General features: G+C 71.3%; 20 protein-coding genes and 1 tRNA gene. 11 read left to right on the top strand and 10 right to left on the bottom strand.

Annotated features, from left to right (window positions below; translation table 11 throughout):
- Position 1: 1 nt before the first annotated feature.
- On the top strand, positions 2 to 2,359 hold the full coding sequence (locus tag U4E84_RS09245; RefSeq protein ID WP_322531806.1) for an amino acid permease: 2,358 nt from the start codon (positions 2 to 4) through the stop codon (positions 2,357 to 2,359).
- A gap of 29 nt (positions 2,360 to 2,388) precedes the next feature.
- On the opposite strand, the gene U4E84_RS09240 is transcribed toward U4E84_RS09245, so the two are convergent.
- Positions 2,389 to 2,646: a hypothetical protein gene (locus U4E84_RS09240; RefSeq protein ID WP_322531805.1), complete on the bottom strand. Its 258-nt coding sequence runs from the start codon at positions 2,644 to 2,646 to the stop codon at positions 2,389 to 2,391.
- 50 nt (positions 2,647 to 2,696) lie between these two features.
- On the bottom strand, positions 2,697 to 3,611 hold the full coding sequence (gene mdh / locus U4E84_RS09235; RefSeq protein WP_322531804.1) for a malate dehydrogenase: 915 nt from the start codon (positions 3,609 to 3,611) through the stop codon (positions 2,697 to 2,699).
- 129 nt (positions 3,612 to 3,740) lie between these two features.
- Here mdh and U4E84_RS09230 point away from each other — a divergent pair, with 129 nt between their 5' ends.
- The 3 genes from U4E84_RS09230 to U4E84_RS09220 all read left to right on the top strand — a co-directional run bounded on the left by U4E84_RS09230 (position 3,741) and on the right by U4E84_RS09220 (position 7,789).
- Positions 3,741 to 4,334, top strand: a complete 594-nt coding sequence (locus tag U4E84_RS09230; RefSeq protein ID WP_322531803.1) for a hypothetical protein — start codon at positions 3,741 to 3,743, stop codon at positions 4,332 to 4,334.
- 88 nt (positions 4,335 to 4,422) lie between these two features.
- Positions 4,423 to 5,835 (top strand): MFS transporter, encoded by a 1,413-nt coding sequence (locus tag U4E84_RS09225; RefSeq protein ID WP_322531802.1) that lies wholly within the window; start codon positions 4,423 to 4,425, stop codon positions 5,833 to 5,835.
- Positions 5,836 to 5,935: 100 nt separating this feature from the next.
- Complete coding sequence (locus U4E84_RS09220; RefSeq protein WP_322531801.1) at positions 5,936 to 7,789, top strand: histidine kinase N-terminal 7TM domain-containing protein; 1,854 nt, start codon at positions 5,936 to 5,938, stop codon at positions 7,787 to 7,789.
- A gap of 51 nt (positions 7,790 to 7,840) precedes the next feature.
- On the opposite strand, the gene U4E84_RS09215 is transcribed toward U4E84_RS09220, so the two are convergent.
- The 3 genes from U4E84_RS09215 to U4E84_RS09205 form a co-directional block, all read right to left on the bottom strand.
- Positions 7,841 to 8,584: a DNA polymerase sliding clamp gene (locus U4E84_RS09215; protein WP_322531800.1), complete on the bottom strand. Its 744-nt coding sequence runs from the start codon at positions 8,582 to 8,584 to the stop codon at positions 7,841 to 7,843.
- 61 nt (positions 8,585 to 8,645) lie between these two features.
- A complete protein-coding gene (locus U4E84_RS09210; RefSeq protein WP_322531799.1) occupies positions 8,646 to 9,020 on the bottom strand; it encodes a hypothetical protein in 375 nt (124 codons plus the stop codon).
- A 178-nt stretch (positions 9,021 to 9,198) separates the two neighbouring features.
- Complete coding sequence (locus U4E84_RS09205) at positions 9,199 to 10,578, bottom strand: phosphoglucomutase/phosphomannomutase family protein (protein WP_322531798.1); 1,380 nt, start codon at positions 10,576 to 10,578, stop codon at positions 9,199 to 9,201.
- 180 nt (positions 10,579 to 10,758) lie between these two features.
- On the opposite strand from U4E84_RS09205, the gene U4E84_RS09200 reads away from it, so the two are divergent.
- The 5 genes from U4E84_RS09200 (at position 10,759) to thsA (ending at position 15,752) form a co-directional block, all read left to right on the top strand.
- Positions 10,759 to 11,289 carry an NAD(P)H-dependent oxidoreductase gene (locus U4E84_RS09200; RefSeq protein ID WP_322531797.1) on the top strand — a complete coding sequence of 177 codons (531 nt, stop codon included), beginning with the start codon at positions 10,759 to 10,761 and terminating at the stop codon, positions 11,287 to 11,289.
- 90 nt (positions 11,290 to 11,379) lie between these two features.
- Positions 11,380 to 11,925, top strand: a complete 546-nt coding sequence (gene hjc / locus U4E84_RS09195; RefSeq protein ID WP_345785503.1) for a Holliday junction resolvase Hjc — start codon at positions 11,380 to 11,382, stop codon at positions 11,923 to 11,925.
- 73 nt (positions 11,926 to 11,998) lie between these two features.
- Complete coding sequence (rio1, locus tag U4E84_RS09190; protein ID WP_322531795.1) at positions 11,999 to 12,943, top strand: serine/threonine-protein kinase Rio1; 945 nt, start codon at positions 11,999 to 12,001, stop codon at positions 12,941 to 12,943.
- A gap of 103 nt (positions 12,944 to 13,046) precedes the next feature.
- Positions 13,047 to 13,589, top strand: coding sequence for a KH domain-containing protein (locus U4E84_RS09185; RefSeq protein WP_049983967.1), 543 nt, complete (start codon positions 13,047 to 13,049; stop codon positions 13,587 to 13,589).
- 513 nt (positions 13,590 to 14,102) lie between these two features.
- Positions 14,103 to 15,752 carry a thermosome subunit alpha gene (gene thsA / locus U4E84_RS09180; RefSeq protein WP_322531807.1) on the top strand — a complete coding sequence of 550 codons (1,650 nt, stop codon included), beginning with the start codon at positions 14,103 to 14,105 and terminating at the stop codon, positions 15,750 to 15,752.
- A gap of 353 nt (positions 15,753 to 16,105) precedes the next feature.
- Here thsA and U4E84_RS09175 read toward each other — a convergent pair.
- Positions 16,106 to 16,179 (bottom strand) — tRNA-Lys (locus U4E84_RS09175).
- 122 nt (positions 16,180 to 16,301) lie between these two features.
- Here U4E84_RS09175 and U4E84_RS09170 point away from each other — a divergent pair.
- Positions 16,302 to 17,627: a M20/M25/M40 family metallo-hydrolase gene (locus U4E84_RS09170; protein WP_322531794.1), complete on the top strand. Its 1,326-nt coding sequence runs from the start codon at positions 16,302 to 16,304 to the stop codon at positions 17,625 to 17,627.
- Here U4E84_RS09170 and U4E84_RS09165 read toward each other — a convergent pair.
- From U4E84_RS09165 to larE, 3 genes are all read right to left on the bottom strand, one after another.
- The gene (locus U4E84_RS09165; RefSeq protein ID WP_322531793.1) at positions 17,600 to 18,268 is read right to left on the bottom strand and encodes a hypothetical protein; all 669 of its coding nucleotides are present in this window, start codon (positions 18,266 to 18,268) and stop codon (positions 17,600 to 17,602) included. The genes U4E84_RS09170 and U4E84_RS09165 overlap by 28 nt on opposite strands.
- A 269-nt stretch (positions 18,269 to 18,537) precedes the next feature.
- On the bottom strand, positions 18,538 to 18,741 hold the full coding sequence (locus U4E84_RS09160; RefSeq protein WP_322531792.1) for a hypothetical protein: 204 nt from the start codon (positions 18,739 to 18,741) through the stop codon (positions 18,538 to 18,540).
- A 100-nt stretch (positions 18,742 to 18,841) separates the two neighbouring features.
- Positions 18,842 to 19,732, bottom strand: coding sequence for an ATP-dependent sacrificial sulfur transferase LarE (larE, locus tag U4E84_RS09155; protein ID WP_322531791.1), 891 nt, complete (start codon positions 19,730 to 19,732; stop codon positions 18,842 to 18,844).
- A 143-nt stretch (positions 19,733 to 19,875) separates the two neighbouring features.
- Here larE and U4E84_RS09150 point away from each other — a divergent pair, with 143 nt between their 5' ends.
- Positions 19,876 to 21,885, top strand: a complete 2,010-nt coding sequence (locus U4E84_RS09150; protein ID WP_322531790.1) for a helix-hairpin-helix domain-containing protein — start codon at positions 19,876 to 19,878, stop codon at positions 21,883 to 21,885.
- A gap of 36 nt (positions 21,886 to 21,921) precedes the next feature.
- Here U4E84_RS09150 and U4E84_RS09145 read toward each other — a convergent pair whose 3' ends face one another.
- On the bottom strand, positions 21,922 to 22,302 hold the full coding sequence (locus U4E84_RS09145) for a Rid family detoxifying hydrolase (RefSeq protein ID WP_322531789.1): 381 nt from the start codon (positions 22,300 to 22,302) through the stop codon (positions 21,922 to 21,924).
- Between the last annotated feature and the right edge of the window lie 58 nt (positions 22,303 to 22,360).

The raw sequence follows: 22,360 nt of genomic DNA, 5'->3' as shown, positions 1-22,360 counted from the left end.
CGTGAGCGGCGACGAGGAGCTCGCGAAGGACCTCGGCCCGCTCGCGGCGCTCACCATCGGGATCGGGACGATGATCGGCGCCGGGATCTTCGTCCTTCCCGGCACCGCGGTCGCGCGGGCCGGCCCGCTCGCGGCGCTCACGTTCGTCCTCGGCGGGGTCATCGCCCTGTTCACGGCGCTGTCCGCCTCCGAGCTCGGGACGGCGATGCCCAAGTCCGGCGGCGCGTACTTCTACGTCAACCGAGCGCTCGGGCCCATGTTCGGCTCGATCGCGGGCTGGGCGAACTGGCTCGGCCTCGCGTTCGCCTCCGCTTTCTACATGTACGGCTTCGGCGAGTACGTCAACGCGCTCGTCGGGATCGGGCCCGTCGGCCTCGGCCCGGTGACGCTGGAGGCCGCACAGGTGATCGGACTCGCCGGCGCGCTGCTCTTCATCGCGGTCAACTACGTCGGCGCCAAAGAGACCGGCGGACTCCAGATCGTCATCGTCCTCGCGCTCCTCGGCATCCTCGCCGTCTTCACCGTCGTGGGACTGTTGAACGCCGACATGGAGTCGCTGCGTCCGATCGCGCCGCCGGGCACGCCGGGCGAGGTGCTCCCGGTGACGGGGATCATCTTCGTCTCGTATCTGGGCTTCGTCCAGATCACGTCGGTCGCCGAGGAGATCAAAAATCCCGGGCGGAACCTCCCGCTGGCGGTGCTCGGCTCCGTCGTGATCGTCACGATAGTGTACGCGTTCTTCCTCGTGGTGTTGCTCGCGGCGGTCCCGACCGACCTCGTCGCGAACAACGAGACCGCGGTCGTCGACGCGGCCCGCCTCCTCTTCGGAAACTACTCCGTGTTCGGCTACTCGCTCGGCACCGTCGGCGCCGCCATGCTGCTTATCGGCGGGCTGCTCGCGACCGCCTCCTCCGCGAACGCGTCGATCCTCTCGTCGTCGCGGATCAACTTCGCGATGGGCCGCGAGAAGATCGTCACGCCGAAGCTCAACGAGATCCACGACCGGTTCGGCACTCCCTACAAATCGATCGCGCTCACCGGCGGGCTCATCCTGGCCTTCCTCGTCGCCGGCGGCGTGGAGTCGCTGTCGACGATGGGGTCCGTGCTCCATCTCATCGTGTACGGGCTGCTCAACATCGCGCTCATCGTGATGCGCGAGTCGGAGGTCGAGGGGTACGACCCCGACTTCGAGGTCCCCTTCTATCCGGTGGTCCCCGTCATCGGTGCGATCACCTCGTTCGCCCTGATCGCGTACATCGAGCCGACGATCATCCTGGTCTCGTTCGGGCTCGTCGCATTCGCCGTGCTCTGGTACCTGCTGTACGCCCGCGAGAAGGTGGTGGCGCGGGGCGTGTTGGGGTCGTGGATCCTCGACCGCTCCGACGAGCTGCCCAAGGCCGCCGTGTCGGCCGCCACGTCGGTCCAGCCGAGCGGCGACGACTACCGCGTGATGGTGCCGCTCGCGAACCCCGCGACCGAGGAGCACCTGATCACGCTGGCGTCGGCCATCGCCAAGCAGCGGAACGGGACGGTCGTCGCGGTCAACATCGCGAACGTCCCCGACCAGACGTCGCTGGAGGCCGCGCGCGACCGCGGCGCCCACCAGGCGGCACACAATCTGCTAGACCGGGCCCGCGACGACGCCGAGACGTTCGACGTCGACGTGGAGACGCACGTCGTCCTCTCGCACCGCGTGTTCGAGGAGGTGTTCGACGCCGCGCGCACCTACGGCGCCGACCTCACGGTGATGGGGTGGGGCGAGGACTCCCACGGGGCGCCGGGGCGCGCGGAGACGGGGATCGACGAGCTCGCGCACTCGCTCCCGTCCGATTTCCTCGTCTTTCGGGACCGGGGGTTCGACCCCTCGCGGATACTCGTCCCGACCGCCGGCGGCCCGGCCTCGGACCTGTCCGGCGCGGTCGCGAAGATGCTCCAGACCGAGTTCGACGGCGACGTGACGCTGCTGCACGTCGCCGACGACGAGGCCGAGGGGCGGCGATTCCTCACCGAGTGGGCCGCCGCGCACGACCTCTCCGACGCGACGATGCGGATCGAGAGCGGCGACGTCGAGGCGGCCATCGACCGCGCCGCGCGGGACGCCACGCTGCTGATCATCGGCGCGACCCAGAAGGGGCTGCTCTCGCGACTGGTGAGCGGGTCGCTCGTGCTGGACGTGCTCAACGACGTGGAGTGCTCCGTGCTCCTCGCCGAGACGCGCGACGAACGCGGGATCTTCGGCCGGCTGTTCGGCGGCGGCGCCCGGGAGAACGTGCCGAGCGGGTCGGACGGATCGGGCGGTTCCGCCGCCGACACCCGCGTCACGCCGGAGTCGTCGTCGGCCGAGGACCAGGAGCGGTAGGAGCGGTCCCGACCCGGGCGGAACCGCGCTTACCTCCAGTGCCAGAAGTCGTTCCCGTCCTCGACGACGGGGTCGGTGCGCTCGCGGAGGTCGGCGACGTCGGCCGCGGTCGGCTCGTGGTCGTCCGGGAGCGCCTCCATGCACTCGAAGCAGAGGAAGAACTCGGAGCCGTCGGCGAGCTCCAGGGTCAGTCCCTGCGTCGACTCGAACGCGAAGTTCCACAGGTCGCCGATCCCGCCGGCGATCCTGACGGACCGCTCGCAGACGTCACACGACTCCGATGCCATGGACGTGGTTGCGGCTGAGAGGAGTAATGGGTGTCGGCGTTCTGCGCGCCTCAGGCGATCTTCTCGTACTGCTCGGAGAGCTTCTCCGCGGCCTCGTCGAGCAGGTCGGCCTCGTACTCGTCGAGCTCCCACTCGATCACCTCCTCGACGCCGTCGGAACCGAGCTTCGCGGGGACGCCGAGCGCGGTGTCCTCGTAGCCGAACTCGCCGTCGAGCACGACGGAACAGGGGAGCACCTCGCCGGTGTCGTTCAGGATCGCCTCGACCGTGTGTGCGACGCCGGTGGCCGGCCCCCACTGCGTGGCGCCCTTCCGGCTGATCACGTCCATCGCCGACTCCTGGAGGTCCGCGAGGATCTGCTCTTTCTCGTCGGCGTCGAACGCGGGGTCGCGGCCGTTCACGCGCACCTTCGAGAAGACGGGCGCCTGCGCGTCGCCGTGCTCGCCGAGGATCGTCGCCTCGACGTTCTTCACGGGCGCGTCGAACCGCTCGGCGAGGACGTACCGGAAGCGCGCGGAGTCGAGCCTTCCGCCGAAGCCGACCACCTGACCGCGGTCGCGGTCGCCCGCCTCGTACAGGTGGCGGTTCAGCAGGTCGACGGGGTTGGAGGTGGTGACGGTGACGAAGTCGTCGTTGTGCTCGGCCAGCGACGAGCCGATGTCCTCCATGATCGGCGCGTTGTCGCCCGCGAGGTCGATCCGGGTCTGCCCCTCCTTTCGCGGGATCCCGGCCGTGATCACGACGACGTCCGACCCGGCGGTGTCCTCGTACTCGCCCTGCCGGACGGTCGTGTTCGAGTCGTAGGCGATCCCGTGGTTGGCGTCGGCCGCCTGTCCGATCGTCGTCTCGCGCTGGTCCGGGATGTCGACGAAGACCAGCTCGTCGACCACGTCGCGCAGCGCGAGGTTGTAGCCGGCCGCGGCCCCGACGGTCCCCGCCGCACCGATGACGCTCACTTTTGTCATACCGTGTGAATCCGCGTCCGGCCGGCGAGTAAACGTTTCGAAACCTCGGGATCGACCGCGGCGGGTTCGGCGTCGCTCCCGGCGGACGTCGCGAAAACCCTAACTTCGGCGGCCGCACACACCCACTCAGTGCCGACGTTCCGCTACCCGTGTCCCGGCTGCCGCACGACCAACAGCCTCCACGACGCCGACTGCGACTTCGAGGGGGTGAGCTGGCCGACGATCGAGAAGGCGTACACGGACCTCCTCACCGTCCTCACCGCCGAGCCGGACGGGATGGCCGAGTCAACGCTCCGCGAGGCAGTCCACGGCGAGTGGGATGGGCTCCACAAGGCCGCGCTCGACGCCTTGGAACGCGAACAGCGGGTCGTCGAGGAGAACGGCCGACTCCGGCTGCTCACGGCCGCCGAGTTCAAGGAGCTCGTCTCGGAGCCGACCCGCGACCCCATGCGGACAGTGTACGAGTACGGCTCCGTCCCGGGCTGTCACGACAACGCCGTCTTCGCGATGGTGGCGTGGTACGAGATGGTCGGGCTCTCGTGGCCCGAGACGCGAGAGAACGTCGTCGAGTGGCTCCGCGAGTCCGGCGCGTGGGACCGCGGCGGCTTCGAGGAGTCGACGCCCGAACAGCTGGTCGACGCCAAGCGCCACGTGTACGACGAGGGGTACGGATGGAAGGAGAAGGGGCAGGCCGCGAAGCGCGTCATCGAGCGCCACCTATAGCGATCGGTCCGGGGCTGGTCCCCGACTCGGCCCGCTGCGCCGTTCGACCCGCCCGGCTTTTTAAGTTCTCACGCGGCGTCTCACCACCGTGACGCATCCGGAGGCCGGCGCGGCGTCTGTCGGGGACGACGTGGCTGAGGCCGTCGACACCGCGACGGACCTCGACTCCGCCGGACGCGACGACCCGCCGCGACCCCCGGCCGTCGCCAACCCCCGGCGCGCGCTGGCGGTCGTGATCGGCGTCGTGTTCATCGACCTGGTCGGGTTCGGGATCGTGATCCCGATCCTCCCCTTCTACGTGCGGTCGTTCGGCGTCAGCGACGCCTTCATCGGTCTGCTCGCGGCGTCGTACTCGCTCGCGCAGTTCCTCTCGGCGCCCACGCTCGGCCGGCTCTCCGACCGGATCGGACGCCGCCCCGTCCTGCTCGCGTCGCTCGCGACCGGCGGCGTCGCGTGGGTGGCGTTCGGCTACGCGGGGGAGGCGGGCGCGGGCTTCGGGACGGTCGCGGCGCTGGCGACGCTGTTCGGCTCCCGGACGCTCGCGGGGGCGATGGGCGGCAACATCGCCGCCGCGCAGGCGTACGTCGCCGACATCACGCCGCGGGACCGGCGGGCGGGTGCGCTCGGGCTCGTCGGGGCCTCGTTCGCGCTCGGCTTCGTCTTCGGCCCGGCGATCGGGGGGCTGCTCGCCGCCGACCCCGTGGTGGCTCGCGCCGACGCCCTCTTCCCGGCGTTCGTCCCGGCGACGGCGTACTCCCTGCCGAGCTTCGCGGCGGCGGGAATGAGCTTCCTCGCGGTCGGGGTGGGCGCCGTCTTTCTGGAGGAGCCGAAGCGGACGCGCCCGGCGGGCGAGACCGCCGGACGACACCGGACCGCGATCGGTCAGTTCCGCGACGCGCTCGCCTCCGTGACGCTCCGACCGCTGACCGTCGCGTACTTCGTCGTCGCCGTCGCGTTCGCGGGCGTGCAGGTAATGTTCATCCCGTACGTCGCGGACGCGTTCGGCTACGACGCGACGGCCGCGGCGTTCCTGCTAACCTACGTGGGCGTCCTCGGCGCCGTGAATCAGGGCGTCCTCGTCGGCCGGCTCTCGCGGGTCGTCCCCTCGCGGACGCTCGTCGCGGCCGGGTCGGTCGTCCTCGCCGGGGCGCTGGTCGCGATCCCGGCAACCGGGCTCGTCGACCGGGCGGTCGGCGACGCCCTCGTCGGCGGTCCGGCGTGGCTCACGCTCCCGCTCGTCGCGCTGCTGGTCGCGCTCGCGGCGCTCTCGCTGGGGAACGCCCTCGTCAACGTCTCGCTGGCGACGCTCGTCTCCGCCTCGGCCGACGACGCCGATCAGGGGGCCGCATTCGGCGTGACGCAGGGCGCGTCGAGCCTCGGCCGGACCGTCGGTCCGCCCCTGATGGCCGTCCTCTACACCGTCGCCGTCGCCTCGCCGTTCCTGGTCGGGGCGCTCCTCCTCGTCCCCGTGGCCGTCGCGTTCGGCCGGTCGGGAGAGTGAACGACGTCGACGCCGCACCGAGGTCGCCCCAACGCCTCACCGACGCGGCACCGCCGCCGCACGACAGCTTTACGCCGTCCGTCTCCCTCGTCACCGACGAATGGCTCTCGACCTGGTCCCGGCGTGGCCCGCGATCGGGTCGATCGCCGGCGGAGCGGGGGCGATCGGGCTCGCGTGGGCGATCCGCGAGCGTCGCGGCCGACCGGGCGTCGACTGGTTCCTCGGCGTGTTCGCCGCGCAGGCGACGTGGTGTCTCTCCTACGGGGTCGGACTGCTCGTCACCGACAGGGGGCTCCGACTCCTCCTGGAGACGACGACGTGGCTCGGGATCGTCTGGACGGGGATCGCCTTCCTCGGCTTCGCGCTGGAGTACACGGGGCGGAGCGACGTGGTCCGGAGCCGCCTGTTCGCGACCGTCGTCGGGTTCGGGCTCCTCTCGACCGCGCTCCTCGCGACGAACCCGATCCACGGCGCGCTCTGGACCGGGTTCGGGATCGACCCCGTGTTCGGTGCCGCGACGGTCTCGTACGCGTTCGGCCCCTGGGCGTACCTCGTCGTCGCCGTGGAGACGGTGCTCGTCGCCAGCGCGGTCTTCCTCCTCGTCGACACCCTGCTCAGCTACGGCCCGCTGTACCGCCGGGAGAGCGCCGCGGTCGCGCTGAGCTCGCTGCCGCCGGGGTTCGCCTTGGTCGCGTGGACTCTGGAGCTCGGCCCGGTGCCGCAGCTCCAGCTCGCGCCGCTCATGTTCGTCCCCCACGTGCTGCTGGACGCGTACGCGTTCGACCGGGCGGAGATGTTCGACCGCAACCCGACGACCAGCCGCGCGGCCGAGCGCACCGCGATCGACGACCTCGCGGACCCCATCGTCGCGCTCGCGCCAGACGGCGGCGTCGTCCGGCTCAACCCCGCCGCCGAGGCGCTGCTCGGCGTCGACGCCGAGTCCGCTCGCGACCGCCCGCTCGACGCGTTCCTCGACCTCCCGGTCGGGGTGGGCGAGACGATGCGTGACGGTGAAGCGATCCCCGACGGCGAAGCGATCCGCGACGCCGAGACGACCCGTCAAACCGTCAGGGTCGCCCCCCGGGACGGGTCGGGTCCCCGAACGTACGCGGTGTCGACCTCGCCGTTGACCGACCCCCGCGGGACCCACGTCGGGTACACGGTCGTCTTCTCGGACGTGACCGAGCGTGAGCGTCGCCGCCAGCAGCTGGAGGTGTTGAACCGCGTGCTCCGGCACAACCTGCGGAACGACGCCGGGGTCGTCCACGGCTACGGCGAGCTGCTCGCCAACCGGCTCACCGACCCCGAACTGGCCCGGATGGCCGACGCGATCGAGCGCCGCGCGGGCGCGCTGGCCGCGCTCGGAGAGAAGGCCGGCACCGTCGAGCGCCTGCTCTCCGACGGGGAGGCGAGCGCGGTCGCGGTCGACGAACTCGTCGAGGACGTCGTCGCCGATGCCCGGGGCCGCGGACCGGACGCGACCGTCGAACTGGACGTCGAGCGGGGCGCGAGCGGCGACCAGGAACGCGACGCGTCCGACGGCGAGGGCGAGTGGACCACCCGCGTCAGGGCCGACGCGCTCCGCGCGGTCGTCGAGAACACCGTCGAGAACGCCCTGGTCCACCACGACGGCGAGGGTGTCGAGCGCGAGGACGACGGGCCGTGGGTCCGGGTATCGCTCGGGCGGGAAGGCGGCGAGAGCGACGGGAGAGACGAGACGGAGGGGCCAGAACGGTTCCGGCTCACGGTCGCCGACGACGGGCCCGGGATCCCCGACCACGAGGTCGAGCCCGTCGAGTCCGGGCGGGAGACGGCCCTCGAACACGGCTCCGGGCTGGGGCTGTGGGTCGTCGCGTGGGGCGCCGCCGCGGTCGGCGCCGACGTCGACTACGCCGAGCGCGAGCCGCGCGGGACGATGGTGACGGTCTCGATTCCGGTCGTTGCGGACGCGTGAACGAGAGAAAATCGGTCGTCTACTGCTCCGAAAGTGCCGTTTTCGTCGCTTTCAGTCGCTCTGAATGCGGGGTGCTAGCATGAACGTAACATGCCCGAGACCCTCAGCGAAGCCGTAGTGGAGCTTGACCGGGAACTCCTCGCCGAGCTCGATGGTGACCTCGGCGTCGCCGGGGATCGCCTTGTTCATGTCCTTGAGGTAGTCGAGGCTGAACAGCGAGTCGGCGGGGCCGGCGGTGAGCGCGATGAGGTCCTCGCGGGTGAGTTCGAGGTCGACGTCGTCGGTGTCGCCCTCGGCCTCGATGAAGAACGCCTCGTCGGTCTCGTCGACGCGGAGGCGGATGTGGTCCGAGACCATGTCGGCGGCCTTGATCCCGCGGTCGATCTGGGCGCCCTCGACGACGATCTCGGCGGCGAGGTCGAGGTCCGGGATATCCGGCTCCTGACGGATGGAGTCGGGGTCGATGAGCGCGAGGGTGTACGAGAGACCGTCGATCTCGATGTGGAGCTTGCGGGTCTCCTCGTCGAGCTCGAGGTGGATGAGGTCGCCGGCGTTGGCCATGCCCGCGATGTCCTCCAAGCGAGCGAGGTTGACGCCGATGACGCCGCCGTCGGCCTCGTACGACTCGAACGCCGCGGCTTCGAGGGTGAGGTCGACCATACCGACGTTGGCGGGGTCGACCGCGCGGATCGAGAGCTCCTCCTCGTTCAGGCGGATCTTACACTCGTCGACCAGCACGCTCACCGAGTCGAGCGCGTCCTGAAACGTCGACGCGCCCACGATGGCCTTGAACATATACGTTCGGCTAGGGCGGTATCACCTAAAAAGGCACCCGATCGGACCGGCACGGAAACGCTCAAAGCGACCGGATGAGGCGGGCGACGACGACCGCGAGCGTCGCCAGCGTCCGCCACAGCCGGAGACGTTCGAGCCGACACGCGTGGGGCTCCCCGTCGGCCCCGTCCTCGTCGTCTCCGTCGCAGTCGTCCCCGTCGGCGTCATCGCAGTCGAGAGCGTCGTCCGGAGGTACCGCGGACGCGTCGTCGGGCGGGTCGACCCCGTCTCGGGCGCGCGGCGAAGCCGATCCGGTCGCGGGCGACTCCTCGTCGTGTCCCGGTCGCTCGCGACGTCCCGGCCGATCGTCGCGTTCGCGTCGGGCGTCGGTCGGCTCGGCCGTCGAGTCGTCGCTCGATTCGTCTCTCGTCGGGGGCGCAGGAAGCTCGTCGTACATGGAACCCGCGGCCGGATGGCGGCCGCACACGACGCTACGGGGTTAATTCATAAGTATTCGATCCGAATGCAAGGCGGAACTGAAAGTCGTCGGGCGTGCGCCGAGAACTCTCGGCGCTCTCGGCGCCCTCGACGCCTCCGACGCTCTCGGCGCCCTCAACGTCTCCGGCGCCCCGCTCTCAGATCAGCGGCTCGACGATCTCGCGGCCCTCGGCGAGCAGCGCGTCGACCGCCGCCTCGCCGTCGGCCTCGGCGTACACCCGAAGCTTCGGCTCCGTGCCGGAGGGGCGGACGAGGAGCCACGAGCCGTTCTCTAAGAGGAGCTTGAACCCGTCGAGGGTGACCACCTTCGCGACCCCGTGGCCGCACACCGACTCGGGGATGTGATCCTCCAGCTCGGCGAGGACGCCAGCCTTGCGGGCGTCCGGGCAGTCGAGCGACACCTTCCCGGCCGCGATCCGGCCGTACTCCTTGAGCAGACGGTCCACGCGTTCGTCGAACGGCTCCGCGGCGTGGGTGCCCGCGGCGAGCAGCGCCATCAACACGCCGTCCTTCTCGCGGACGTGGCCGCGGAGGGTGAACCCGCCCGACTCCTCGCCGCCGAATAACGCGTCGTGTTCGCCCATCGCCTCGGCGACCCACTTGAAGCCGACCGGGGTCTCGTACACCGCCTCGCCGTGCGCCTCCGCGATCCGGTCGACGAGGAACGTCGTCGAGACGGTGCGGACCGCGGGTCCGGAGTCGTCCTCCAGGAGCCGGTCGTAGCAGGCGGCGTAGAAGAGGTTCGCGTCGAGCACGCCGCGCTCGGGCGTGACGACCGCTACCCGATCGGCGTCGCCGTCGTTGGCGATCCCGAGGTCGACGTCGCTGTCGGGGTCAGTGACACGGTCGGCCAGCGCCCCGAGGTGCTCGGCCGACGGCTCGGGGGAATCCCCGCCGAACGTCACGTCGCGCTCGCAGCGCAGGCGGACGACCTCGGCGCCGGCCGACTCGAGGAGCGCGTCGGTGACGCCGCGCCCGCTCCCGTGCATCGCGTCGTACGCGACCGTGAGCCCGTCGAGGTCGGCACCCACGAGGTCGCGAGCCGCGTCAGCGTGGGCGCTCACGAGGTCGACGCGGGAAATCTCGCCGCGCTCCGCTTCGGGGAGCAAGTCGGGCTCCGCGAGTCGTTCGACCACGTCCTCGGTCACCTCGGGGAGCGCGGGCGCGCCGTCGTGCGGGATGAACTTCACGCCGTTGTACTCGGGCGGGTTGTGCGAGGCGGTGATCATGCACGCGCCGGCGAGCCCCCGGTCGACGATGGCGTAGGCGATCACCGGGGTGGGGACGTCGCGCTCGGGGAGGAGGACGTCGAAGCCGTTGCCGGCGAGCACCTCCGCGAGGCTCTCGGCGAACCCCTCGGAGGTCTCGCGGGCGTCGTAGCCGACCGCGACCGGCTCGTCGTGGCCCGCCGCCGCGAGGTGGTCGGCGACCGCCTGCCCCACGATCCGCACGCGCTCGTCGGTGAAGGTGTCGAGGAGAGCGCGCCAGCCGTCCGTGCCGAAGGCAATCTGATCCATGTCGACTACGTCAGTGGCGGGGGACAATAATGCCCCGTGCCGGGCGCGAACCTTGCGTGAGCAAGCCGACCGGACCGCCCGCCCTGGGGAGGCGTGAGGCACCGTGCTGTGCGACGCGTGGCGCTGGACGTGTCTCCGCCGATCGCCCTCGTTTTTGTCGCTCGGTTCCGAACCCGCCGTATGACCCGAATCGTCGCCGTTTCCGGCAGTCTGAGCGCGGACAGCACCACGCGGACCGCGCTGTCGGTCGCGCTCGACGCCGCGGCGGACGCCGGCGCCGAGACCGAGATGCTCGATCTCGGCGCGGTCGACCTCCCGCTGTACCACCCGGACGAGGACGCGCAGGGGGACAGCGAGGCGCTGAAACGACGAGTGCGGGAGGCCGACGGCGTGCTCGCCGGCACCCCGGTCTACCGCGGCTCCTACTCCTCGACGTTCAAGAACTTCCACGACTTCTGCGGCTCCACCGAGTACGAGCACACCGCGGTCGGCCTGTTGGCGACCGCCGGCGGCGGCTCCTACGGCGGGACGCTGGAACACCTCCGGTCGACGTTCCGGAACGTCCACGCGTGGACGGTCCCCCACGAGGTCGGGATCCGGAACGCCTCGTCGGTCGTTGACGAGACCGGGATATCGGACGACGACATCCGAGAGCGCACGGAGCGGCTCGGCAGGGCCGTCGTCGAGCACGCGGAACGGCTGCGGCGGTAGCGGCGGGAGCGCCGCCGCTGTCGTCTCCCTTCCCGCCGACCCGCCGCCCTTTTGACCGCCTCGCGCATACGGCGTCTATGACCGAACCGGGTGACGAAGACAGTGTCAGCTAACCGGAAGGGCGACCGCCGCGAGCGCGAGCTCGTGAACGCCCTCGACGAGGCGGGGTTCGCCGTAATGCGCGCGCCCGCCAGCGGCGCCGCGACGGAGCGGGAGCTCCCCGACGTGCTCGCCGGCGACGGCGAGGTGTTCTACGCCATCGAGGCGAAATCGAGCGCGGGCGACCCGATCTACCTCACAGGCGAGGAGGTGGAGGCGCTGCTCTTTTTCGCGCGGAACTTCGGCGCGAAGGCGCGGATCGCGGTGCGGTTCGACCGCGAGGACTGGTACTTCTTTCACCCGGGCGACCTGTACACCACCGACGCGGGGTCGTACCGCGTGAAGAAGGAGACGGCGCTCGGCGAGGGGACCGACTTCTCCGAGTTCGTCGGCGACACGCGGAAGGTGACGCTCGACGAGGTGGGGGCCGCCGCCGGAGCGGCCGCCGTCGACCCGGAGACGGAGGAGCGCCGGCAGGTCCTGGAGGCCGTTCGGGACGGTCACATGCCGGTCGAGGACGCGCTGGACGTGCTGTGACCCCCGTGAGGACAGTCGGGCGGCGCGGCGCCACCCCCTCGCTTATCCCTCGCGGCGTCGAACCCCTACGCGAATGAGCGAGGAGTTCGTCCTGCTCGAACCCGACGAGGAGCCCGGCGACGAGTGGGAACAGCTGGACGTCTCCGACACGGAGGCCGACCGGATCGCCCGCCGACAGGACCGCGAATTCGACGAGTTCCGCAAGCGGATCAAAGACACCGAGCAGTTCAAGCTCCAGGAGTCGGTGTTCGACGACGCGACGCTGGCGGCGGTGTACAAGCTCGTGCAGGACGGCTACGTGGACGCCTTCGGCGGACCGGTGTCGACCGGGAAGGAGGCGAGCGTCTTCGAGGCGCTCGGCGGGCAGGCGGGCGAGCGGCCGGAACCCGGATCCGAGGCCGCGGGCGGCGGTCCGGAGGGCGTCACCCCGGAGCGCGAGGTCGCCGTGAAGGTGTACCGGATCAACTCCTCGAACTTCCGGCAGATGCGCGACTACCTCGAGGGCGACCCGCGGTTCGAGGGAATCGCGAGCGACAAGAAGGCGGTCGTGCTGGCGTGGACCCGAAAGGAGTTCGCGAACCTCGAACGGGCGCGGAAGGCGGGCGTGCGCGTCCCCGAGCCGATCGCGGTCCAGCGCAACGTCCTGGTGATGGAGCTGGTCGGACATGCCGAGGACCGGGCCCGGCGGCTGAGCGAGGTGGACGTGGAGAACCCCGAGACCGCCTACGAGGTCGTCCGCGAGTACATGCGTCGGCTCTACCGCGCCGGGCTGATCCACGGCGACCTCTCCGAGTACAACATGATCATCCACGACGGCGAGTTGGTGATCATCGACATGGGACAGGCGGTGACGGTCCACCACCCGAACGCCGGCGAATTCCTCGACCGCGACTGCGAGAACGTGGCGACCTTCTTCACCCGACAGGGGATCGACGTCGACCCCGAGGACCTCCGCGCGTACGTGACGGAGCCGGAGCCCGACCCGAGCGGAGAGCCGGAGCGGGAGTCCGATCAGTAGACGGCGACGCCCCTGACGCCTCCTCGCCGCAGAGCCGCGTCACGCGACCGCACGCCGGAGGCCGCGGAACACGCTTAAAAGGCTCCACCGGGTACTCCATCGCATGCAACACGTGACGGTTCCGCAGGACCGGATCGGCGTCGTCATCGGCGCCGGTGGCGAGACGATGCGGGAGATCGAGGAGCGGGCGAACGTGCGGCTGGACGTCGACTCGGAGTCGGGCAGCGTCGCCATCGAGGAGCGCGACGACCCCGTCGCCGCGATGGTGGCGCCGGACGTGATCAAGGCGATCGGACGGGGGTTCACCCCCGAGACGGCGCTGTCGATCCTCGATCACGACCTCCGGACGCTCGATCTGATCGACCTCTCGGAGCACACCCGCAACGACAACGACCTCCAGCGCAAGAAGGGTCGGATCATCGGTGAGAACGGTCGGACTCGGGAGCTGCTGGAGGAGCTGTCGGGCGCGAACGTCGTCGTCTACGGCTCGACGGTGGGCGCCGTCGGCCAGCCCGAGGAGCTGGAAGTGGTGCGTCGGGCCGTCGGGATGCTGTTGGACGGCGCGCCGCACGGCGCGGTGTACTCGTACCTGGAACGGATGTCGAACGAGCTCGACGACGACGTGAGCTTCAACGCGCCGCAGTAACACCCTCCTTCTAGCGGTCCGGTAAACACTCCCGAAGCCCCAGCCGCTCTGCTTTACGTTGGTTTTATCTCCTCGCGATCGACACGAGCACTCCCGAAGCCCCAGCCGCGAGGCGCTTCGCGCCTCTGGCAGCCGGCGGCGGAGCCGCCGGCGACTGCCCATTCGAGTCCCGCCCGACCACACCCCCACCGCACCTCACGCCTCCCCAGCCTCGGCCGGCGGCGGCCGCGGAACCGCACCGCGTCGCGGCCGCCGCCGGCCTCCCTCGTGCGGACTGCTCGCGCCCGTCGGGCGCTCGCAGGCGCACGCCACCGCGATCCGTATTTCATGTGTACTCGACCTCCCGCCGCTCGATCTGGAGTTCTATATAAAAGGTCGTGTGAACGCCCCGCATACCACTCGACACTCCCTCCCCGTGTTGCGGTTTCGCACGGACCGAACACAAGGTTTATATAGAATCACAAACAATCAATGGCTGTAATGTCACAGCGCCAGCGGATGGGCAACCAGCCCATGATCGTACTTTCTGAAGAGTCGCAGCGTACCTCCGGAAAGGACGCTCAGAACATGAACATCACGGCCGGCAAGGCGGTCGCGGAGTCCGTCCGCACCACGCTCGGCCCGAAAGGGATGGACAAGATGCTCGTCGACTCCGGCGGGTCCGTCGTCGTCACGAACGACGGCGTCACCATCCTGAAAGAGATGGACATCGACCACCCGGCGGCCAACATGATCGTCGAGGTGTCCGAGACCCAGGAGGACGAGGTCGGTGACGGCACCACGAGCGCGGTCGTCGTCGCCGGTGAGCTCCTCGACCAGGCCGAGGAGCTCCTCGACCAGGACATCCACGCGACGACCCTCGCGCAGGGGTACCGCCAGGCCGCCGAGAAGGCCAAGGAGATCCTCGAGGAGGACGCCATCGAGGTCTCCGCGGACGACTACGACACGCTCGTCGAGATCGCCCAGACGGCGATGACGGGCAAGGGCGCCGAGAACGCGAAGGACCTCCTCGCCGAGCTCGTCGTCGACGCCGTCCTCGCGGTCCAGGACGACGACGGCATCGACACGGAGAACGTCTCCGTCGAGAAGGTCGTCGGCAGCTCGATCGACCAGTCCGAGCTCGTCGAGGGCGTCATCGTCGACAAGGAGCGCGTCGACGAGAACATGCCCTACGGCGTCGAGGACGCCAACGTGGCGCTGTTCGACGGCGCCATCGAGGTGAAAGAAACCGAGATCGACGCCGAGGTCAACGTCACCGACCCCGACCAGCTCCAGCAGTTCCTCGACCAGGAGGAGGCCCAGCTCCGCGAGATGGTCGACCACCTCGTCGACATCGACGCCGACGTCGTCTTCGTCGGCGACGGCATCGACGACATGGCCCAGCACTACCTCGCGCAGGAGGGCATCCTCGCCGTCCGCCGCGCGAAGTCCGGCGACCTCAAGCGGCTCGCCCGCGCGACCGGCGGCCGCGTCGTCTCCAACCTCGAGGACATCGAGGCGGACGACCTCGGCTTCGCCGGCTCCGTCGCCCAGAAGGACGTCGGCGGCGACGAGCGCATCTTCGTCGAGGACGTCGACGAGGCGAAGTCCGTCACCCTCATCCTCCGTGGCGGCACCGAGCACGTCGTCGACGAGGTCGAGCGCGCCATCGAGGACTCGCTCGGCGTCGTCCGCACGACGCTGCTCGACGGGCAGGTCCTGCCCGGCGGCGGCGCCCCCGAGGCCGAGCTCGCGCTGCAGCTCCGCGACTTCGCCGACTCCGTCGGCGGCCGCGAGCAGCTCGCCGTCGAGGCGTTCGCCGACGCGTTAGAGGTCATCCCGCGCACGCTCGCCGAGAACGCGGGTCTCGACCCCATCGACTCGCTCGTCGACCTCCGCGCTCGCCACGACGCCGGCGAGTTCGGCGCCGGTCTCGACGCCTACTCGGGCGACGTGATCGACATGGAGGCCGAGGGCGTCGTGGAGCCGCTCCGCGTCAAGACCCAGGCCATCGAGTCCGCCACCGAGGCGGCCGTCATGATCCTGCGCATCGACGACGTCATCGCGGCCGGCGACCTCAAGGGCGGCGGCTCCGACGACGGCGGCGACGAGGGCGGCGCGCCCGGCGGTGCCGGCGGCATGGGCGGCATGGGCGGTATGGGCGGCATGGGCGGTGCGATGTAACCGTCCGATAGGACACCTACACCCACCCACGTCGACCGCAACCGCTTCGCCGGACCGATCCGCCGACCAACCGTCGCGCCCCCCGTCGGGCCGACGACACGCGATTTTTATCGGACGATCGACCGCGTAGCCGGCGGCTCGTCGCAACGCCTCTCCTCGCGACTGGCCTCTTCGAATCCCTCTTCGATACCTGTCGCTCGCGATGTGCTCGCCGCGAGGAGTACGGGCCGGGAGGGATTCGAACCGGAGCCAGAGGTTCCTGCTCGCTTCGCTGCGCGGGCTGCCTCTGGCAGGGTTCGAACCCTCCCTCGGCGACGGCCTCGCGGCTCGCGAAGTGCTCGCCGCGAGGAGTACGGGCCGGGAGGGATTCGAACCCCCGACCGTCCGGTTAAAAGCCGGACGCTCTCCCTAACTGAGCTACCGGCCCAGACACGAATCGGTAGGGACAGACCACGGATAAACGTTTAGAAACCACCCGCGACGGGGCGTCGACGGGTCGACGTCCGGCGGATCCGAAACGATTTCCCGGCGGGTGTCGTCGCCGCGAGCATGGACTTCGACATGCGCGAGTTCGCCGCCGACCTCTGTCGGTTCGCCTCCACCGCCGGCGAGGAGGCGGTCGCGGCCGACTTCGTCGAGGGGCGCCTCGACGACCTCGGCTTCGCGACGTACGCGTGGGACGCCGACCCCGACCTCCTGGCCGACCACCCCTCCTTCCCGGACGACCTCGACGAGTCGGACGTGGCGGGACGCCGGAGCGTCGGGGGCGTCCTCGAAGTCGGCGGCGCGGTCGACGGAGGTGGAGACGAGGACGGGGCCGCCGCCGACGTTCCCACGGTCGTGCTGAACGGCCACGTCGACGTGGTGCCCCCCGAGCCCGCGGAGTGGTCGAGCGACCCCTTCGAACCGGAGTGGGGGGAGACCGACGACGGCGCCGAGACCCTCACCGCCTGCGGTGCGGCGGACATGAAGTCGGGCGTCGCGGCGTGCGTGGGCGCGGCGCTCGACGTGCGCGACCGCGTCGAGCGCGGCGAGCTCGACCTCCCGAACGGGGTCCGAGTCGTCGCCGAGGCGGTCGCGGGCGAGGAGGACGGCGGGTACGGCGCGGCGACCGCGGCGCTCGCGAACCCCTACCCCTTCGAGCGTGATGCGGCGATCGTGGCGGAGCCGACCGAGCTGCGCCCCGTGGTCGCCACCGAGGGCTCGCTGATGGCGCGGCTGGAGCTGACCGGGCGGAGCGCCCACGCCGCAACGCCCTGGCGCGGGGAGGACGTCCTCCCGCGGTTCGAGGCGATCCGGGGTGCGTTCGTGGACCTGGAGACGGAGCGGAGCGAGTCGGTGACACACCCCCTGTACACGGAGTTCCCGGTGCCGTGGCCGGTGGTCTGCGGGACGGTCCGGGCCGGGTCGTGGGCGTCGACGGTGCCGGCGGCGCTCACCGCCGAGTTCCGGATCGGGGTCGCGCCGGGCGAGACGGTCGACGAGGTCGAGGCGGCGTTCCGCGCGCGGCTCGACGAGGTCGTCGCCGAGGACCCGTGGCTGCGAGAGCACCCGCCGACGTTCGAGCGGTTCTCGGTGCAGTTCGAACCCGCCGAGGTCGCCGTCGACGAGCCGATCGTCGAGGCCGCGCGGGCGGGGCTCGTCGACGCCGGCCTCCCGGACGCGGAGCCGACCGGGGCGACGTACGGCGCCGACTCCAGGCACTACGTCGCGGCGGGGGTCCCGACCGTGCTGCTGGGGCCGGGGACCGTCACGGAGGCGCACTACCCGGACGAGACGATCGCGTGGGGGGAGGTCGAGCGCGGGCGAGCGGCGATCGCGAGCGCGGTCGGTCGGTTCGCCGAGCGCTACTCGGCGCCCTCCGCGGCGAAGTAGTCGTCGAGCGCCTCGGCGACGAGCGTCCCCGGGTCGACGTTCCGGTTCGAGGCGCGCCGCCGGAGCTCGACGTAGGTGTCGAGCGGGAGCCGGAGCCCGACGCGGCCGAGCTCGACGCCCGCCTCGCGGACCGCGGTCTCGACGTCGGCCCCGTCGTTGACGGCGGAGGCGATCGAGCGCACCTCGCGGACCGTGAGGTCGCCGTCGATGGCCGCCCACGCGAGCAGGTAGCGGTCGGTGCCGCCGAGGCGGGCGACGTGTTTGGCCGCGCTCGGCGCGATCCGGCCGCTCGCCACCTGTCGGCGGATCGCCTGCGGGAGGTCGTGGACGCGGGCCCACTTGCGGATGAACGCGACGGAGACGTCGTCGCCCGCGCGCTCGGCGGCCGCCTTGTACGATCCGACGCCGCGGACGAGCGCCGCGCACGCGGCCGCCCCCCGCAACATCAGGACGTTGTCCTCGTCGCCGACGTCGCCGGCCGCGAAGCGAGCGACCGTCTCGGCCGCTTCGGCGACGCTCTCGGGATCGGCGGGGTCGAAGCCGACCGCCTCCGCCGCCCGCTCGCCCGTCACCTCCGGGTCGGCCCGGACGACGGGCTCGCCGACGGGCTCGCGGCGGTCCGCGCGGGAGTCCTCGTTCATACCACCCTCTTCGGGTGTACCCACATAAGCGGCCGGCACCGGGGCAGGATTCGCTCACGACCGGGACGGTGCGCGCGACGCCCGAAAAACGCCGGTAGCGTCCCGGAACGAGCGAGGACGCCCCCGCCGTGGCGCCGATGTATATAAACGGAAGACGGACCGGCGTCACGACTCCGCGTCTGTGGCCGGCGCGGTCGGCGCGCTTCCGAGCGCTCCTCGCGTCTCTATGATCTCCCGTCCCCCGCTCGCCGAGCTGTGACCCCGTCGCCCTACTCGCCGTCGGCGCTCGTGAGGAACTCCACGTCGCCGGCGATCACCGCGCTCGCGACGACCGCCCCGCCGACCAGCAGCGCGACGACGAGCGTCGTCAGCGTCGCCGTGAGCGCGCTCCCGCCGACCGCGACGCCGACGAACGCGCCGACGGAGCCGCCGACGCCGCCGGCGATGATCGCGAGCGTCTGTGCCTCGCCCATAGCTGTCGGTTTCCCAACACGGGTGATAAGCGTTCGCGTCAGGGTCTCACGGGTGATAACGGGGGTGTCCGCCGTGAGAACCGGCGCCCGCGAAACCCGATCAGCGCGGGTATTGCCGCCCCAGATCGACGCCGTCCTCCGCTGTCCCGCCCGGGCTCACGCTCCCGGTCCGGTAGCCGGCCATGTCGAGGGTGACGTACTCGAACCCGAGGTCCGTGAGGTGCTCGTGGACCGCGTCGGCGAACGCGGGATCGAGCGCGCGCTCCAGCTCGTCCGGCGCGATCTCGACGCGCGCGAGCCCGTCGTGGTCGCGGACGCGGAACCCCGAAAAGCCCCACTCGCGGAGCACCCGCTCGGCCTTCTCCACGCGGGTCAGCCGCTCCTCCGTCACCGCCAGCCCGGTCGGGATTCGCGAGGAGAGACACGCCATCGACGGCTTGTCGGCGACAGACAGCTCGTACCCCCCGGCGATCTCGCGGACCTCGTCCTTCGAAATCCCGGCGTCCAGCAGCGGCGAGAACACGTCCAGCTCCTCGACCGCGCGCAGGCCGGGCCGGTGGCCCTCGCCGGGGTCGTCGGCGTTCGTGCCGTCGCAGACGGTGTCGATGCCGAGCTCCGTGGCCGTCTCGTACATCCGACCGAGCCGCATCGTCCGGCAGTGGTAACAGCGGTCGCCGTCGTTGGCGACGAAGTTCGGGTCGTCGAGCTCGGAGAACGCGACCGTCTCGTGGCGGATCCCGATCTCGTCCGCGACGCGCCTCGCGTCGTCGAGCTCCGCGGCCGGCAGCGTCTCGCTCCGCGCCGTGCACGCGACCGCGTCGTCGCCGAGGGCGTCTCGCGCGAGCGCGGCGACGACCGCGGAGTCGACGCCCCCCGAGAAGGCGACGAGGACGCCGTCGCGCTCGGCGAGGGCGTCGCGGGCGGCCGCCGCCTTCGCCGCCGTCTCTGGGTCCAGCGAGTCTCGGTCGACGGCGAGGGTGTGGTGGCTCATGCCCCCGCGTTCGCGGGCGGCGGGAAAAAGCGCGTCGGCCGCCGGGCGGGGTTCGACTCGGAGGACGGACCGCCGCGTCGATCCGCTCCGCCCGGATCGCGACCCCCCATCCTTTTGCGGGTTGCCGCGATAGCGGCGAGTAGATGGAGCTGGAGGCGATCCCCGGCGTCGGGGCGAAGACGGCCGCCGCGCTGCGCGAGCTCGACGATCCGATCGCGACCGTCGAGTCCGGCGACGTCGCCGCCATCGCCCGCGCACCGGGCGTCAACGAGGCCCGCGCGGCCCGGATCGCCCGCGGCGCGATCCGTCGCCGTCACGACGACGCGGAGCGGGTGTTGGCGACCGACCGCGCTCGCGAGGTGTACCGCGAGGCGATCGACCTGCTGCGCGAGCGCACCGTCACCGACTACGCCGCGAAGCGACTGGAGACGTTCTACCCGAGCGCGTCCGCCTCGCGGATCGCGGAGGCGCAGACGTTCGTCGAGTCGGCGGTCGAACGCGACCCCGACCCCGCGGTCCGCGAGGCGCTCGCGGGCGTCGAGCCCCTGACCGACCCGCCGACGGTCCGCGTCCGCGACCGCTGTCTCGCGACCGCCGAGGCGGAGACGCTCGCGCGGGCCGAGGCCGCCGTCCCGGAGCTCTCGGTCGAGACCGTCGAGGACGCCCGCGACGTCTCCGAGCTCGCGCGGTCGTACGCGACCGTGATCGTCTTAGACGAGGAGTTCGCCGGACTCGACGTCGAGGGCGACGTCCACGTCCGGCCGGGCGCCCTCGACGACCCCGCCGAGACCGTGCCCGAGCGCCTGCTCGCGTTCTTCGCCGCGAACCGCGAGCGCTTGGAGGCCGCTGCGGCGGTCCACGAGGCCGCCGCGGCGACGGGTGACCCCGTCGCCGACGGCGACCCTGCGGCGGACCCGGACGCCCTCCGCGACGCCCTCGCGCGGCTCGACGACGACGGGACGATCGTCGGCGACGAGGAGCTCGAACGGCTGACCGCCGCCGTCGACGACCTCGACGCCGCGGTGTCGACCGCGGAGTCGGTCGCGGACGACCGGCTGCGGGAGGCGATCCGGGAGCGCGACGTGACGATCGAGGGGACCGACTTCCTCTCGCTCGTCGAGCAGGGCGCCCGCGTCGACTCGCTCTTAGACCGGGAGCTCGCCGACGAGTACGACGAGGCGACTGCCCGCGCCCGCGAGCACCTCGCCGACGCGCTCCGCTTGGAGCCGGAGGAGGCGGAGCTCGCCGCCCGCGTCTTCGGCGACGACCCCTCGTTTCCGATGGACCACGACGAGACGGCCGTCTCTCGGCTCCGAACCGAGCTCTCGGCCGCGCGCGACCGCCGGGCCGCGCGACTGAAGGCCGAGCTGGCGAGCGACCTCGGCGACCTCCGCGAGCCGGTGGAGGAGCTCGTCCGCGACGCCCTCGAACTCGACGTCGAGCTCGCGATCGCGCGGTTCGCCGCCGACTTCGACTGCGCGATGCCCGAGGTGGTGGCCCCCGAGTCGCCCGATCCGGGCTTCCGCATCGAGGGGGGCCGCTCTCCGCTCCTCGACGTCGGCTTCGCGGACGTCGAGCCGGTCGACTACGCCGTGTCGGGCGCGACGCTGCTCTCCGGGGTCAACTCCGGCGGGAAGACGTCAACGCTCGATCTCGTCGCGCTCGTCGTCGTCCTCGCCCAGATGGGGATGCCCGTCCCCGCCGAGTCGGCGGCCGTCGAGCGCTTCGAGGAGATCCACTACTACGCGAAATCGCAGGGGACCCTCGACGCGGGCGCGTTCGAGGCGACGCTCCGAGACTTCGGCGACCTCGTCGAGGGGGCCGACGGCCGGCTCGTCCTCGTCGACGAGCTGGAGTCGATCACAGAGCCCGGCGCCTCCGCGAAGATCATCGCGGGCATCCTAGAGGCGCTCGACGAGCAGGACGCGACCGCCGTCTTCGTCTCGCACCTGGCCCGCGAGATCCGCGACGCGGCCGACTTCGACGTCGCGGTCGACGGCATCGAGGCCGCGGGACTCGTCGACGGCGAGCTCCGGGTGAACCGCTCGCCGAAGAAGGGGCACCTCGCGCGGTCGACGCCGGAGCTCATCGTGGAAAAGCTCGCGGGCGACCGCGACACCGACTTCTACGGGGACCTGCTGGAGAAGTTCTGAGTCGGGAGTCGTCTCACGGTTCGGGGGCGCTCTCTCTCAGTCGACGTCGAGCTCCGCCGTCACCGTGATCTCGACGTCGAGCGGCGCGGGGAGCCGGGACACCTCCACGCAGGTCCTCGCCGGGTACGGCGCCGAGAGGAACGACCGGTACGCCTCGTTCACCGCGTCGTAGTCGTCCATGTCGGTGAGGTAGACGGTCGCCGACACGATCGCGTCGGCGGTCGTGCCGGCCGCCTCCAGTATCGCGGCGACGTTCGCGAGCGTCTGCGTCGTCTGCTCGGCCACCGACTCGGGCGCTTCGCCGGTGTCGGGATCCACGCCGGTCTTCCCCGAGACGTGAACCGTGCCGCCGGAGACGATCCCCTGCGAGTACGGGCCGAGGGCATCCGGTACGTCGTCGGTCGTGATCTCTTGCATCGGTCGGAGCGACGTCGCGTCGCGGCATCAAGGTGCGGGCCGCGAGAGAGCCCGCCCG

The sequence above is a fragment of the Halorubrum sp. AD140 genome (genome assembly GCF_034497445.1).
Taxonomy (GTDB): domain Archaea; phylum Halobacteriota; class Halobacteria; order Halobacteriales; family Haloferacaceae; genus Halorubrum.
Note: the sequence above shows the minus strand (reverse complement) of the source record. Positions and strands in the feature narration are given on the sequence as shown.

Bases quoted from the DNA above. Each gene is read 5' to 3' on its own strand.
- U4E84_RS09210 (WP_322531799.1), bottom strand. From the start codon at position 9,020: ATGTACGACGAGCTTCCTGCGCCCCCGACGAGAGACGAATCGAGCGAC.
- U4E84_RS09220 (WP_322531801.1), top strand. From the start codon at position 5,936: ATGGCTCTCGACCTGGTCCCGGCGTGGCCCGCGATCGGGTCGATCGCC.
- U4E84_RS09160 (WP_322531792.1), bottom strand. From the start codon at position 18,741: ATGGGCGAGGCACAGACGCTCGCGATCATCGCCGGCGGCGTCGGCGGC.
- thsA (WP_322531807.1), top strand. From the start codon at position 14,103: ATGATCGTACTTTCTGAAGAGTCGCAGCGTACCTCCGGAAAGGACGCT.
- U4E84_RS09205 (WP_322531798.1), bottom strand. From the start codon at position 10,578: ATGGATCAGATTGCCTTCGGCACGGACGGCTGGCGCGCTCTCCTCGAC.
- U4E84_RS09185 (WP_049983967.1), top strand. From the start codon at position 13,047: ATGCAACACGTGACGGTTCCGCAGGACCGGATCGGCGTCGTCATCGGC.
- larE (WP_322531791.1), bottom strand. From the start codon at position 19,732: ATGAGCCACCACACCCTCGCCGTCGACCGAGACTCGCTGGACCCAGAG.
- U4E84_RS09200 (WP_322531797.1), top strand. From the start codon at position 10,759: ATGACCCGAATCGTCGCCGTTTCCGGCAGTCTGAGCGCGGACAGCACC.
- U4E84_RS09170 (WP_322531794.1), top strand. From the start codon at position 16,302: ATGGACTTCGACATGCGCGAGTTCGCCGCCGACCTCTGTCGGTTCGCC.
- mdh (WP_322531804.1), bottom strand. From the start codon at position 3,611: ATGACAAAAGTGAGCGTCATCGGTGCGGCGGGGACCGTCGGGGCCGCG.
- rio1 (WP_322531795.1), top strand. From the start codon at position 11,999: ATGAGCGAGGAGTTCGTCCTGCTCGAACCCGACGAGGAGCCCGGCGAC.
- U4E84_RS09145 (WP_322531789.1), bottom strand. From the start codon at position 22,302: ATGCAAGAGATCACGACCGACGACGTACCGGATGCCCTCGGCCCGTAC.
- U4E84_RS09215 (WP_322531800.1), bottom strand. From the start codon at position 8,584: ATGTTCAAGGCCATCGTGGGCGCGTCGACGTTTCAGGACGCGCTCGAC.
- U4E84_RS09165 (WP_322531793.1), bottom strand. From the start codon at position 18,268: ATGAACGAGGACTCCCGCGCGGACCGCCGCGAGCCCGTCGGCGAGCCC.
- U4E84_RS09240 (WP_322531805.1), bottom strand. From the start codon at position 2,646: ATGGCATCGGAGTCGTGTGACGTCTGCGAGCGGTCCGTCAGGATCGCC.
- U4E84_RS09150 (WP_322531790.1), top strand. From the start codon at position 19,876: ATGGAGCTGGAGGCGATCCCCGGCGTCGGGGCGAAGACGGCCGCCGCG.